17 protein-coding genes, 1 tRNA gene and 1 pseudogene are annotated in these 13,198 nt (G+C 42.3%); 15 read left to right on the top strand and 4 right to left on the bottom strand.

Features of this window, described 5'->3' with window-relative positions; all coding sequences use genetic code 11:
* Positions 1-2: 2 nt before the first annotated feature.
* The 4 genes from glmM (at position 3) to O3644_RS04130 (ending at position 3,209) form a co-directional block, all read left to right on the top strand.
* The gene (glmM, locus tag O3644_RS04145; protein WP_048763689.1) at positions 3-1,355 is read left to right on the top strand and encodes a phosphoglucosamine mutase; all 1,353 of its coding nucleotides are present in this window, start codon (positions 3-5) and stop codon (positions 1,353-1,355) included.
* Between the two features lie 195 nt (positions 1,356-1,550).
* Positions 1,551-1,679, top strand: a complete 129-nt coding sequence (locus tag O3644_RS04140) for a DUF4044 domain-containing protein (protein ID WP_065426516.1) — start codon at positions 1,551-1,553, stop codon at positions 1,677-1,679.
* 52 nt (positions 1,680-1,731) lie between these two features.
* On the top strand, positions 1,732-3,042 hold the full coding sequence (gene obgE / locus O3644_RS04135) for a GTPase ObgE (protein WP_048763691.1): 1,311 nt from the start codon (positions 1,732-1,734) through the stop codon (positions 3,040-3,042).
* A gap of 11 nt (positions 3,043-3,053) precedes the next feature.
* A complete protein-coding gene (locus tag O3644_RS04130) occupies positions 3,054-3,209 on the top strand; it encodes a hypothetical protein (protein ID WP_045499399.1) in 156 nt (51 codons plus the stop codon).
* 158 nt (positions 3,210-3,367) lie between these two features.
* Here the strand turns inward: O3644_RS04130 and O3644_RS04125 are convergent, their stop codons facing one another.
* Both O3644_RS04125 and O3644_RS04120 read right to left on the bottom strand, forming a co-directional pair.
* Complete coding sequence (locus O3644_RS04125) at positions 3,368-3,610, bottom strand: type B 50S ribosomal protein L31 (RefSeq protein ID WP_048763695.1); 243 nt, start codon at positions 3,608-3,610, stop codon at positions 3,368-3,370.
* A gap of 105 nt (positions 3,611-3,715) precedes the next feature.
* Positions 3,716-4,651 (bottom strand): bifunctional oligoribonuclease/PAP phosphatase NrnA, encoded by a 936-nt coding sequence (locus O3644_RS04120; RefSeq protein WP_048763696.1) that lies wholly within the window; start codon positions 4,649-4,651, stop codon positions 3,716-3,718.
* Between the two features lie 105 nt (positions 4,652-4,756).
* Between O3644_RS04120 and O3644_RS04115 the strand changes: the two genes are divergently transcribed.
* From O3644_RS04115 to O3644_RS04085, 7 genes are all read left to right on the top strand, one after another.
* The gene (locus O3644_RS04115) at positions 4,757-5,197 is read left to right on the top strand and encodes a flavodoxin (protein ID WP_037586414.1); all 441 of its coding nucleotides are present in this window, start codon (positions 4,757-4,759) and stop codon (positions 5,195-5,197) included.
* 123 nt (positions 5,198-5,320) lie between these two features.
* The gene (gene sufB, locus O3644_RS04110; RefSeq protein WP_048763698.1) at positions 5,321-6,703 is read left to right on the top strand and encodes a Fe-S cluster assembly protein SufB; all 1,383 of its coding nucleotides are present in this window, start codon (positions 5,321-5,323) and stop codon (positions 6,701-6,703) included.
* A gap of 217 nt (positions 6,704-6,920) precedes the next feature.
* Positions 6,921-7,187 (top strand): chorismate mutase, encoded by a 267-nt coding sequence (locus O3644_RS04105; protein ID WP_048763700.1) that lies wholly within the window; start codon positions 6,921-6,923, stop codon positions 7,185-7,187.
* A complete protein-coding gene (gene crcB, locus O3644_RS04100) occupies positions 7,184-7,558 on the top strand; it encodes a fluoride efflux transporter CrcB (protein ID WP_048763701.1) in 375 nt (124 codons plus the stop codon). The genes O3644_RS04105 and crcB (O3644_RS04100) overlap by 4 nt, the downstream gene beginning before the upstream one ends.
* On the top strand, positions 7,555-7,881 hold the full coding sequence (gene crcB, locus O3644_RS04095) for a fluoride efflux transporter CrcB (protein WP_048763703.1): 327 nt from the start codon (positions 7,555-7,557) through the stop codon (positions 7,879-7,881). The genes crcB (O3644_RS04100) and crcB (O3644_RS04095) overlap by 4 nt, the downstream gene beginning before the upstream one ends.
* 118 nt (positions 7,882-7,999) lie before the next feature.
* Positions 8,000-8,347 (top strand): 50S ribosomal protein L19, encoded by a 348-nt coding sequence (gene rplS / locus O3644_RS04090; RefSeq protein ID WP_005590628.1) that lies wholly within the window; start codon positions 8,000-8,002, stop codon positions 8,345-8,347.
* Positions 8,348-8,387: 40 nt separating this feature from the next.
* A tRNA-Arg gene (locus tag O3644_RS04085) sits at positions 8,388-8,459 on the top strand.
* Positions 8,460-8,711: 252 nt separating this feature from the next.
* Here the strand turns inward: O3644_RS04085 and O3644_RS04080 are convergent.
* Positions 8,712-8,953 (bottom strand): annotated as a pseudogene (locus tag O3644_RS04080) (transposase); the annotation flags it as partial.
* Between the two features lie 108 nt (positions 8,954-9,061).
* On the opposite strand from O3644_RS04080, the gene O3644_RS04075 reads away from it, so the two are divergent.
* The 3 genes from O3644_RS04075 to O3644_RS04065 are packed head-to-tail and all read left to right on the top strand — an operon-like array spanning position 9,062 to position 11,183.
* The gene (locus tag O3644_RS04075; RefSeq protein ID WP_371595136.1) at positions 9,062-9,685 is read left to right on the top strand and encodes an amino acid ABC transporter permease; all 624 of its coding nucleotides are present in this window, start codon (positions 9,062-9,064) and stop codon (positions 9,683-9,685) included.
* An 8-nt stretch (positions 9,686-9,693) separates the two neighbouring features.
* The gene (locus O3644_RS04070; RefSeq protein WP_371595135.1) at positions 9,694-10,338 is read left to right on the top strand and encodes an amino acid ABC transporter ATP-binding protein; all 645 of its coding nucleotides are present in this window, start codon (positions 9,694-9,696) and stop codon (positions 10,336-10,338) included.
* Positions 10,335-11,183 (top strand): amino acid ABC transporter substrate-binding protein, encoded by an 849-nt coding sequence (locus O3644_RS04065; protein WP_048765218.1) that lies wholly within the window; start codon positions 10,335-10,337, stop codon positions 11,181-11,183. The genes O3644_RS04070 and O3644_RS04065 overlap by 4 nt, the downstream gene beginning before the upstream one ends.
* A 7-nt stretch (positions 11,184-11,190) precedes the next feature.
* On the opposite strand, the gene O3644_RS04060 is transcribed toward O3644_RS04065, so the two are convergent.
* Entirely contained in the window at positions 11,191-12,381 is a 1,191-nt protein-coding gene (locus tag O3644_RS04060; protein WP_371595134.1) for a cation diffusion facilitator family transporter, read from the bottom strand.
* Between the two features lie 147 nt (positions 12,382-12,528).
* On the opposite strand from O3644_RS04060, the gene O3644_RS04055 reads away from it, so the two are divergent.
* A partial coding sequence (locus O3644_RS04055) for a UvrD-helicase domain-containing protein (RefSeq protein ID WP_371595133.1) occupies positions 12,529-13,198 on the top strand: 670 nt, incomplete at its 3' end.

Here is a 13,198-nt window from a genome sequence, read left to right as displayed (position 1 = left end):
AAATGGGTAAATATTTTGGAACCGATGGTGTTCGTGGAGAAGCCAATGTAGAATTAACGCCGGAATTGGCCTTTAAACTGGGCCGTTTTGGTGGATATGTTCTGAGCCAACACGAAAGTGAAGTTCCTCGGGTATTTGTTGGCCGTGATACACGTATTTCGGGAGAAATGCTGGAGAGTGCCTTGATTGCAGGTCTGCTTTCTGTGGGGATTCACGTCTACAAACTTGGTGTGATTGCTACTCCAGGTGTTGCATACTTGGTTAAATCCGAAAAAGCTAGCGCGGGTGTCATGATTTCGGCTAGCCACAATCCTGCTCTTGATAACGGTATCAAATTCTTTGGTGGCGATGGTTATAAACTGGATGATGAGCGCGAACTTGAAATCGAAGCTTTGCTAGACGCAGCAGAAGATACCCTTCCTCGCCCAAGTGCTGAAGGCTTAGGAAAAGTCATGGATTATCCAGAAGGTCTTCGTAAGTACCAACAATATCTTGTTTCAACAGGTTTAGATCTTGAAGGAATGCACGTTGCCCTTGATACGGCAAATGGCGCTGCTTCAACTAGTGCCCGTCAAATTTTTGCTGATTTGGGTGCCCGGCTGACTGTTATCGGAGAAAACCCAGATGGTCTCAACATTAACTTAAATGTAGGCTCTACTCATCCAGAAGGCTTACAGGAAACAGTCCGTGAATCAGGGGCGGCGATTGGTCTCGCTTTTGATGGCGATAGTGACCGTTTGATTGCTGTTGATGAAAATGGCGATATTGTAGATGGTGACAAGATTATGTACATCATCGGCAAGTATCTTTCTGAAAAAGGCCAATTGGCTCAAAATACAATTGTGACCACCGTTATGTCCAACCTTGGTTTCCACAAAGCCTTGGAGCGCGAAGGCATCAATAAAGTAGTGACTGCTGTCGGCGACCGCTATGTGGTAGAAGAAATGCGCAAGAACGGTTATAATCTAGGTGGTGAGCAATCTGGACATGTCATTATCATGGATTATAATACCACTGGTGATGGTCAATTGTCAGCGGTGCAATTAACCAAAGTGATGAAAGAAACTGGCAAGAGCTTGTCTGAACTTGCGGCAGAAGTGACCATTTACCCACAAAAATTGGTTAATATCCGTGTCGAAAATGCTATGAAAGATAAGGCAATGGAAGTACCAGCCATCAGAGCCATTATTGAAAAAATGGAAACTGAAATGGCAGGAAACGGCCGTATCCTTGTCCGCCCAAGTGGGACAGAACCGCTTCTGCGTGTCATGGCTGAAGCGCCAACTCACGAAGAAGTGGACTACTATGTGGACACAATTGCGGATGTTGTCCGTGCTGAAATTGGTATCGAATAAAGGTCAAAAGATTGGAGAAGCTTCCTATTTGGAGTGAGTTCTTCAATCTTTTTAAATTATTTCCATAAATATCCTTTAGAATTCTTTGGCTAATAGAGCAAAATCTCTCTTTTTCTTTTTCATCTCGTAAATATTTGAAAAAGTATGCTAATCGTGTTAAAATATAAGGAGTAATCTAGGAATTGAGGTAATAAAGTGGCTTTTGGAGATAACGGACAACGTAAAAAAACTGGATTTGAAAAATTGACAATGCTGGTCGTGGTAATCATGTTACTTGTAACGATTGGTGCAATTTTTGCACAAGCTATCGGCGTAATCTTCTAATCCTAAACGCTGCAAGGCGTTTTTTTAGAGTAAAAAAGAAGCGAGAATTTATATGAGTATGTTTTTAGATACAGCCAAGATTCAGGTCAAGGCTGGCAAGGGCGGCGATGGCATGGTAGCTTTTCGCCGAGAAAAATATGTACCCAATGGCGGACCTTGGGGCGGCGATGGCGGTCGTGGCGGCGATGTGATTTTTGTCGTTGACGAAGGACTGCGTACCTTGATGGATTTCCGTTACAACCGTCATTTCAAGGCTCAATCAGGTGAAAAAGGAATGACTAAGGGAATGCATGGTCGAGGAGCGGAGGATTTGATTGTCCGTGTACCGCAGGGGACGACCGTTCGTGATGCTGAAACTGGCAAGGTCATTACGGATTTGATTGAGCACGGTCAACGTTTCGTCGTAGCGCATGGCGGTCGTGGCGGTCGTGGCAATATTCGCTTTGCTACACCTAAAAATCCTGCTCCGGAAATTTCTGAAAATGGGGAGCCCGGTCAGGAAAGAGAATTACTGCTGGAGCTAAAAGTACTGGCCGATGTTGGTCTGGTCGGTTTTCCTTCAGTTGGGAAATCAACCCTTCTGAGTGTGATTACATCAGCTAAGCCGAAAATTGGAGCTTATCACTTTACCACGATTGTCCCTAATCTGGGCATGGTTCGGACTCAGTCTGGAGAATCCTTTGCTGTAGCCGATCTGCCAGGTTTGATCGAAGGAGCCAGTCAGGGAGTGGGTCTAGGTACCCAGTTTCTTCGTCATATCGAGCGGACACGGGTCATTTTGCACGTTATTGATATGTCTGCCAGTGAGGGTCGCGATCCTTATGAAGATTACCTTGCGATCAATAAAGAGCTAGAATCCTATAATTTGCGCTTGATGGAACGGCCACAGATCATTGTAGCCAACAAGATGGATATGCCTGATAGCGCAGAAAACTTGGAAGAATTCAAGAAAAAACTGGCTGCCAATTATGACGAATTTGAAGAGTTGCCACAGATTTTCCCTATTTCTAGCCTGACCAAGCAGGGGCTTGCGACGCTCTTAGATGCGACAGCTGAACTGCTAGATAAGACACCTGAGTTTCTGCTTTATGAAGAATCCGATATGGAAGACGAGGCTTATTATGGCTTTGATGAAGAAGCACCAGCCTTCGAAATCTCCCGTGATGATGATGCTACATGGGTACTTTCAGGTGATAAACTAGAAAAACTCTTTACAATGACTAACTTTGACCGTGATGAGTCCATCATGAAATTCTCCCGTCAGTTGCGTGGTATGGGTGTTGACGAGGCGCTTCGTGCGCGTGGTGCCAAGGACGGAGATTTGGTGCGCATCGGTAAGTTTGAGTTTGAATTTGTTGACTAAGGAGGTATGTAATGGGTGATAAACCAATATCTTTTCGAGACGAAAATGGCAACTTTGTCTCAGCAGCAGATGTTTGGAATGCAAAAAAGCTGGAAGAACTCTTTAATCGGCTAAATCCAAATCGCAAACTTCGTCTTGAGCGAGAAAAATTGAAAGAAAATCAATAATTGAAACCAATCCTTTGAGATGAAGGAATGAGTGATAGTAGTCATGCTGCCTCATTCCATATTTCGAAGGATTTTTTATTGGAAAAAACAAAAAAAGCCAAATCCGATTTCTCGGAAATGGCTTTGTATCAACATTCTTTTTAATGTCAATACGGTTCTTATTTGAGACCGTATTTTTTGTTGAAACGATCCACACGTCCATCTGCTTGAGTGAACTTTTGACGTCCAGTGTAGAATGGGTGTGAGTCTGATGAAATTTCGACACGGATCAATGGGTAAGTTTCACCTTCGAATTCAACAGTTTCGTTTGAACGTTTAGTTGAACCGCTAAGGAACTTGTAGCCAGTAGTAGTGTCCATAAATACAACTTGACGGTATTCTGGGTGAATGTCTTTTCTCATTTTAAAAAAATCCTTTCTGCCATGGACTCTTTGCGAGCCATAGATTAGTTACTTTGATAGTTTATCAAATTCTAAATGATTTGACAAGTCTTTTGGATGATTTTCTTACTTTTTTGCACTTTCTTTTAATTTTTGATAAATTAAGTCCACTTCATCTTTGGAATAAGCATTGGCACCGCTGGCAAGTGGGTGACCACCTCCATCATGTTGCTTGGCAATTTCATTGATTGGAGTAAATTTACTGCGCATCCGCACACGATAATGGCCGTCAGGCTGTTCGACAAAGATGGCCCACATCTGGACATCTTCGATCCGTCCGGGGGCAGCTACAATAGCTGAAGTATCAGCATCTGTCAGATGATTTTCTTTCAATAATTGCTGAGATAGGATAACGCGCGCAGCACCATTCTCATCAATTTCTAAATTATCATAAACATAACCTTGCAGTTTGGCCACTTGATGCGTGATGGAGTCCATTTTTCGAGAAAGCTCTGAAAAATTAAAAGCGTATTGGCGAAGTTTGCCAGTTACCTCAAATGTGCGCGCAGTAGTTGCTGGATAGAGGAAGCGCCCTGTATCCCCAACAATGCCAGCATAGAGAAGTTTAGCGATATAGTCATTTACTTCTAAGTGATTTTCGAAAGCAAAAAGAGCGATAATTTCGCTTGTGCTACTAGCATCAGTATCAACCAGCAGCAAATCTCCGTAGGCATCATCGTTGGGATGATGGTCGATTTTAATCAAAAAGTCGCCTGTACTGTAGCGCTGATCATCAATGCGGGGAGTGTTGGCTGTATCGCACACGATTACCAAGGCCTGCTCATAGTCCGCATCTGTCACCTCATCCATCTTTGCTAGCCAAGTAAGACTAGGCTCGTCGTAACCTGTTACTTTGATAGATTTTTCAGGAAAGTTGAGCTGGAGAAGTTTTTGTAAGCCGACTTGACTGCCAATTGCATCTGGGTCAGGGCGCATGTGGCGGTGGATGATAATTTTATCGTATTCCTTAATTTTTTTCAGAATTTTACTATAGATACTCATTGTAAACCTCTTAAACTTTCTCTAGTTATTGTAGCACAAGAATTTTTATTTTTAAAATAAAAAAGATGTGTTATAATGAATGAAGATTATAATTTGGAGGGAACTATGACCTTAGCGAAAATTGTATTTGCCAGTATGACTGGAAACACCGAGGAAATTGCCGATATTGTGGCGGATAAGCTAAGAGAACTAGATGTAGAAGTTGAAGTGGACGAGTGCACCACTGTCGATGCAGAAGATTTCTTGGAAGCAGATATTACGATTGTAGCGACCTATACCTACGGTGACGGTGAGCTGCCGGATGAAATGATGGACTTCTACGAAGACTTGTCTGGATTGGATTTGTCTGGCAAGGTCTATGGGGTAGTCGGTTCAGGCGATACTTTTTATGATGAATTCTGCAAGGCTGTTGATGACTTTGATGCTGTTTTTGCGGCTACAGGAGCAGTGAAAGGTTCAGAATGTGTCAAAGTAGATCTTTCTGCAGAAGAAGATGACATTGAGCGCTTGGAAGCATTTGCGGAAGAGTTAGTAAGTAAAGTTTAAAATGACAATATGGAAAGCGGCTGTGGCCGTTTTTCTTTTCTTAAAGTATCATTTTCTGACAATTCTCATGATTAGGAGTATAATATAGGTAAGCGTTATCCCTTAGATAAAGGAGGAATTTCTATGAAAGAACGCGACTATGCCTTTGGCTTCCATGATAATGTAAAGCCACTCTTTTCAACTGGTAAAGGTTTGACCGAAGAAGTAGTTCGAGAAATCTCAGAAATCAAGAATGAGCCCCAGTGGATGCTGGACTATCGTCTCCGCTCTTTGGAACTTTTTCATAAGCTACCCATGCCCGACTTTGGACCAGATTTATCAGGTATTCGCTTTGATGATATTATCTACTATCAGAAACTAAGCGGAGATCGGGCTCGCAGTTGGGATGAAGTTCCAGAGGAGATTAAGAAAACCTTTGATCGCTTGGGAATTCCAGAAGCTGAGAAGCAGTTTCTGTCTGGAGCTGTGGCCCAGTACGAATCGGAAGTGGTTTACCATAATATGAAAGAAGAATTTGCCAAGTTGGGGATTATCTTTACTGATACGGATACAGCTGTTCAGGAATATCCAGACTTGGTTAAGCAGTATTTTGGTACTGTGATTTCAAATGCTGAGCATAAATTTTCTGCGCTTAATAGTGCAGTTTGGTCCGGCGGAACCTTTATCTATGTGCCCAAGAACGTCCAGTGCCAAGTTCCTGTTCAGACCTATTTTCGAATCAATGGTGAAAATGCTGGCCAGTTTGAGCGCTCCTTGATGATTATCGAGGAGGGTGGCTCTATCCAGTACATTGAGGGCTGCACAGCACCGACCTATACAAGCAATAGTCTTCATGCGGCAAATGTCGAAATCATTGTCAAAAAAGATGCCTTTTTCCGCTATACAACCATTCAAAACTGGTCGGACAATGTCTATAACCTCGTAACGGAGCGGGGGATTGTTGAGGAAGGCGGCACCTTAGAGTGGATTGATGGAAACTTAGGCAGCAAGGTCAATATGAAATACCCCTGCAGCATTCTTAACGGTCGCAATGCCAGGACCTCTATCCTCTCTATGTCCTTTGCCAACTATGGCCAGCACTTAGATGCTGGCTGCAAGGTCTTTCATAATGCGCCCAAGACTTCCAGTACCTTAATTTCTAAATCAGTGGCTAAGGATGGTGGCAAGACCGACTATCGTGGTCAGGTTCGCTTTGGGAAGAATAGCGCTGGCTCTAAATCGCATATCGAGTGCGATACCATTCTGATGGATGGTGAGTCTAGTTCCGATACCATTCCTTTTAATGAAATCCATAATTCCAACGTCGCGCTAGAACATGAAGCCAAGGTTTCCAAAGTGTCTGAGGATCAGCTCTACTACCTGATGAGCCGAGGCATCAGCGAAGAAGAAGCCACAGCTATGATTATCAACGGCTTTATGGAACCCATTACCAAAGAACTACCAATGGAATACGCCGTCGAACTCAACCAACTCATCAACATGAGCATGGAAGGCTCAGTTGGTTAAAAAGGTCCAGTGGACCTTTTTAATCTGTGGATAAAAACTCGCTTTTGCGAGTTCTCCTTAATCCAAAGGTCCTGAGGACTGTTTTAGGTTGCGGATAAAAACTCGCTTAAGCGAGTTTTCTTTTAATTTAAGGTCCAGTGGCCCTTTTTTATTTAGGATAAAACTAGAAGATTTTACTATTTTTTGATATGATAGATAGAATATGAGGAGGAATGAGATGACGTTAGAAGAAATCAGACAGGAAATTGACCAAGTAGATGACGCACTTGTTGCCTTACTAGAGCAGCGTATGAATCTGGTCGGCCAAGTTGTGGCTGTTAAAAAATCAACTGGGAAGGCCGTCGCAGATCCTAAGCGAGAAGAAAGGATCTTTGCTAGAGTTGCGAGCAAGATTGAGAATAAGGACTATCAAGAAACCATTCTTGCGACCTTTGCGGATATCCTAAAGCATTCACGCGCTTTTCAGGAGAAGCAAATAAGATGAGTGAAGTAAAAAATTCTTTAGCAATCTTCTTGGGAGCTATGCTAGGTGGCTTACTTCGTTATCAATGCTCATCCTTTTTCACATTTACGGGACATTTTCCGCTAGCGACACTTTTGGTTAACTATTTGGGAACTTTCTTGTTAGTCTATTTGGTTAAAGGCTATCTCAGTCGCAAGCAAGTTTCCAAGCGTTTGTTATTGGCTTTGTCTACGGGATTTTGTGGCGGCTTGACGACTTTTTCAGGTCTTCTATTAGATTCGCTCAAATTGCTGGATTTAGGCCGTTATCCAGAATTGATTATATATCTTGCCTTGAGTATCGGCGGTAGTCTTTGCATTGCTTTATGGGCTGGAAGGAAGGTGACCGCATGATTTGGTTTTTGCCTATTGCTTGCGGTCTGGGAGCTCTTATCCGTTACTTTTTTTCTAAGGTTAATAGCAGAGCTGCTTTGCCAGTAGGCACCTTGATGGCTAATGTACTGGGAGCCTTTTTGATTGGATATTTTTATAATCATATCCAAGATAAACAGCTGTATAGCATTTTGGCAACAGGCTTCTGTGGCGGTTTAACAACTCTTTCCACTTTTAATGCGGAATTAGCAGAGCTGCTCTCAGATAAGAAGAAATTTAGACTCTATCTGATGCTGACCTACTTTTTAGGATTTTTAGCGATTCTTTTAGGAATTTTTATCTAAAAATCTTTACTTTTACTAGAATTTTGATATAATATACTTTGTGCATAAATGGATGCACTAAAAAAACGGCTAATCCGCTGTCGTCTAGAACTACAAGATTAGCAAGATAGGAGAAAAAATGAATCCATTAATTCAAAGTTTGACTGAAGGTCAACTTCGCTCAGATATCCCTGCATTCCGTCCTGGTGACACTGTCCGCGTTCACGCGAAAGTTGTCGAAGGAACTCGCGAACGTATCCAGATTTTTGAAGGTGTCGTTATCGCTCGCAAAGGTGCTGGCATCTCAGAAAACTACACAGTTCGTAAAATCTCTAACGGTGTAGGTGTTGAACGTACTTTCCCAATCCACACTCCACGTGTTGACAAGATTGAAGTCGTTCGTTACGGTAAAGTTCGTCGTGCTAAATTGTACTACCTTCGTGCATTGCAAGGTAAGGCAGCGCGTATCAAAGAAATCCGTCGTTAATATCAGAAATGACTCTGTCACTTGGCAGAGTTTTTCTCTAGTCCCCTTAGTTCAATGGATATAACAACTCCCTCCTAAGGAGTAGTTGCTGGTTCGATTCCGGCAGGGGACATTGAATCATGCTTAAAACCCTTGTTTTACAAGGTTTTTTTCTATATTTGACCCAAATCCGCCCCAAAAGTTTCGAAAATCTTTCTTATTCGATTATGATTTTTTCTTTTTGTTGCTCTAGTTAATGGGCATATACTTCTAGTGTAATTGTTAGATTTTCATGTCCTAAAACTTTAGAAATAGAAATAAGTTCTACTTCTTTAGAAATGAGATATGAAGAGCTCTTTCTCAACTGTAGTGGGTTAACGAAAAGTCACACTCGGGAGAGGACAACATTTGTTCTCTCCTTTTTGATGTTCAAAGCGATGAGAATACATTTTTTGAAGTTTTCAAAGTTCCTGAAGCCAAAGCATTTCGCTTGATGACCTTGATAAGGTTGTTTGTTGCCTTTAGCTTGGCATTTGAGTAAGTAAGTTCAAGAGCGTTGACAATCTTGTCCTTGTCTTTCAAAAAGGTCTTAAAAACAGTTAGAAAAATAGGATTTACAGAAGAAATGGAGTTTTATTCGACTTCGATTTTCTTCCTATAAATTTTTTGCAATATCTGCTTGTGTTTTCCTGAGATTCTGTTATAATGCTAAAATATTTATTTAGGAGGAAGAGAATGAACTATATTTTGGAAATTTTACCCAGTCTTCTAAGTGGAGCGGCAACTACCTTGCAGGTGTTTGCTTTGGTCTTGGTTTTTTCGATTCCTTTGGGAATTATGCTGGCTTTTTCGATGCAAATTCGCCTGAAGCCCCTGCAATGGCTGCTTCATATTTACATTTGGATTATGCGTGGGACGCCGCTATTATTGCAGTTAATCTTTATTTACTATGTTTTGCCAAGTATTGGCATTCGGCTGGATCGGATTCCTGCAGCAATTATTGCCTTCACATTAAATTATGCCGCTTATTTTGCGGATATCTTCCGCGGTGGTATTTCTTCCATTCCGACTGGACAGTATGAGGCTGCGAAGGTTTTGAAATTTACTCCTGTTCAGACGATTCGTCTGGTTATTTTGCCACAGGTTGTAAAAATTGTGCTACCTAGTGTCTTTAATGAAGTCATAACTTTGGTGTATGCTTTAGGAATTTCAGACTTGATTTTGGCCAGTCGTACAGCGGCTAATCGAGATGCAAGTCTTGCACCGATGTTTCTTGCAGGCTTGATTTATTTACTCTTAATCGGTCTGGCTACGCTGGCTGCAAAACAGGTCGAAAAGAAATTTAGTTATTATAAGTAGGTGCTATTATGTTAGAATTACGAAATATTAGTAAAAAATTTGGTGATAAGCAGATTCTAAAGGATTTTAATTTAATTGTGCCTGAAAAGCAAGTATTGGCCATTGTTGGACCTTCTGGCGGAGGGAAGACAACCCTTCTGCGTATGCTGGCAGGCTTGGAGACAATTGATTCAGGACAAGTAATTTATAATGGAGAGATTTTGGATGTCGCAGAGCTTGAAAAGCGTAATCTTCTAGGCTTTGTCTTTCAAGATTTTCAGCTCTTTCCTCATTTGTCTGTCTTGGAAAATTTGACTCTATCACCTATACATACAATGAATGTTTCCAAAGAAGAAGCTGAAGAGAAGGCGCAGGGCTTATTGGCTCGCTTAGGCTTGTCTGAGCATGCCAAGGCCTATCCTTATTCGCTGTCAGGAGGGCAAAAACAGCGGGTCGCTTTGGCTCGTGCTATGATGATCAACCCAGAGATTATCGGATATGATGAGCCGACTTCTGCTTTGGATCCTGCATTACGCTTGGAAGTAGAAAAACTCATTCTTCAAAATCGTGAAATGGGAATGACGCAGATTGTGGTCACACATGATTTGCAGTTTGCGGAAAATATTGCGGATTCTCTTCTCAAAGTCATACCAAAACAAGGGAGGTCCGAATGAAACTAAGGAATATTCTTTTGACATGTTTGACCCTGATCCTAACCTTTATGCTTAGTGCTTGTAGTTCCAATGTCAGTGACCCCAGCTTGGATAACTGGAATAAGTACGAGGAGAAAAAACAGATTACAATCGGCTTTGATAATACCTTTGTCCCCATGGGATTTGAGCAAAAAGATGGCACTTATGCAGGGTTTGACATTGATCTGGCCAATGCTGTTTTTAAGGAATATGGGATTGAGGTGAAATGGCAGCCGATTGATTGGGATATGAAGGAAACAGAGTTGACCAACGGTACGATAGACCTCATTTGGAATGGCTATTCCGCAACGGATGAGAGAATGGAAAAGGTGCAATTTACCCTTCCTTATATGAAAAATGAGCAGGTTTTGGTCAGCAAAAAGTCCTCTCATATATCACAGGCCAGTGATATGGCAGGAAAAGTATTGGGTGCCCAAACGGGATCTTCTGGCTATGTAGCTTTTGAAAGCAATCCTGAAATATTGAAAACCTTTGTCAAAAATCAGACAGCGACCCAGTACCAAAGCTTCAACGAGGCTCTGATTGACTTGCAAAACGACCGGATTGATGGACTCTTGATTGACCGTGTTTATGCCAATTATTATCTGACAGAAGAAGGGATTTTAGATCAATATTCAGTCTTTTCAGTTGGATTTGAAAGCGAGGACTTTGCGGTCGGAGCTAGAAAGGCGGACCGTACTTTAGTTGAAAAAGTAAATGCTGCTTTCGGAAAATTATACCAAGAGGGAAAATTCCAGAAAATCGCTGAGAAGTGGTTTGGAGAGGATATTGCGACGGACCAAGTGAAAGCATATAAAAACAACTAGCAGAAAACTAGTTGTTTTTTCGTGTTTCTTGGTGGAAGATGTTTTGCCAGACTTCGTGGCGGCGCCAGAGGCTGGTATGGATGACATCCCCGATTTGATAGCGAATCAGCTTGGTCTTTTGGCTGACGGATGTAATTTCTAAATTTTTGATAGGAGAAGTTTGGGCTCTCTCTAGTTGAAATTCCTCTTTGTTTAGCTGGCGACCGTCTTGGGAAATGTAGACAAAATCAGAGGAAAGAAGTGCATCCAATTGACTGCCTTGGTCGACTAATTGCTCACGCATCAGGAGTTTTTGATAGACATTATCCAGAATCTCATCTTCAGGAATTGGAGCTGGCTCAATATGAATATCAATGTCGAAGATGCCAAAGTTTTCCTTGAGCATATCCTCTACCTGGTCAGCGATTTCGTGGCTTTCAAAGACGGAGAGGTCAGGATTCATTTCCAGTATAATATCCAGATAGATATTACTACCATAGGTCCGGCCACGCTGGGATTTGACGCGTGTGATTTTGGGAATTTCCAGGATAGCGCGCTTGTAATCGTCTAAAAGGTCCTGATCAAAGCCGTCTGACAGGCTGAAGGAGGACTCTATGAAGATGTCATAGGCTGTTTTTAGAATGAAAAATGTAATAATGATGGCTGCTAGCTTATCAACGATAGGGAATTTCAGGGAGCTGGCAATAATAGCAACCGATGTGCCCAGAGAAGTGATGGCGTCCGAGAGATTGTCCTTGGCAGCCGCATCCAGAGCTTTAGATTTCACCCTTTTGGCTAGGTTTTTATTGTAAAGATAAACGCCAAACATGATGATGGCCGATACAATCCCGACGATGGCTCCCACAGGATCAATCAAGGTTTCTTCCTTGTTAATGATTTTTTGAGCCGTATCAATGAGGACATTGAAACCGACAAAAAACATGATGAAAGAAGTGATCAGGCTGGCCAGATCTTCAATCTTCCAATGGCCGAAGCGGTGGTCCTTATCCGCTGGTTTTCTTGCCATACGTAGACCGATTAAGACTGCTATATTGGCAACGATATCGGAGACGTTGTTGAAACCATCCGCCGTCAAACTGGAGGATGTCAGTGCTGCACCTGCAATGATTTTTGTAACGGATAGGCCAATGTAGGTGGTAATGGCTAGGAGGGCGCCTCGTTCGGCAAGTTTGAGATTGTCGCTTGGATGATTGTTCATGGTTGCCCCTTTCTAAACTATTATTATAACTTTTTCACACTTGGATTTCAAATGAGGACAGTTGCCTTTTCGATAACAAATTCACTCGAATTTTGATATAATGGAAGCATTGATTTTCAGTTTGATTTTACATTGAAAGGATAGAAGATGAATCCCTTATTAAACGGTATGAATGACCGTCAGGCCGAAGCGGTCCAGACGACAGAAGGTCCCTTGTTGATTATGGCGGGGGCTGGTTCGGGAAAGACTCGTGTCTTGACCCACCGCATTGCCTATTTGATTGACGAGAAGATGATCAATCCTTGGAATATCCTAGCCATTACCTTTACCAATAAGGCTGCGCGGGAGATGAAGGAACGAGCAGCTACACTCAATCCAGCCACTCAAGATTGCTTAATCGCTACCTTCCACTCCATGTGTGTACGCATTTTGCGGCGAGAAGCAGATCATATTGGCTACAATCGCAACTTTACGATCGTTGATCCAGGCGAGCAGCGGACTCTGATGAAACGGATTCTCAAAAATCTCAATCTGGATCCTAAAAAGTGGAATGAGCGCGCCATTCTGGGTACGATTTCCAATGCTAAGAACGATCTGATTGACGAGGTGGCCTATGCAAATATGGCTGGTGATATGTATACAGAGATTGTGGCCAAGTGCTACACGGCCTACCAAAAGGAATTACGCCAGTCTGAGGCCATGGACTTTGACGATTTGATTATGCTGACCTTGCGGCTTTTTGACCAAAATCCAGATGTCCTGACCTACTACCAGCAACGTTACCAGTACATCCATGTAGACGAGTATCAGGATACCA

The organism is Streptococcus sp. 27098_8_113, from assembly GCF_041432545.1.
In the GTDB taxonomy this organism is placed as follows: domain Bacteria; phylum Bacillota; class Bacilli; order Lactobacillales; family Streptococcaceae; genus Streptococcus.
The sequence above is the reverse complement of the archived record's forward strand: the minus strand, read 5'-3'. Positions and strand labels throughout refer to the sequence as shown.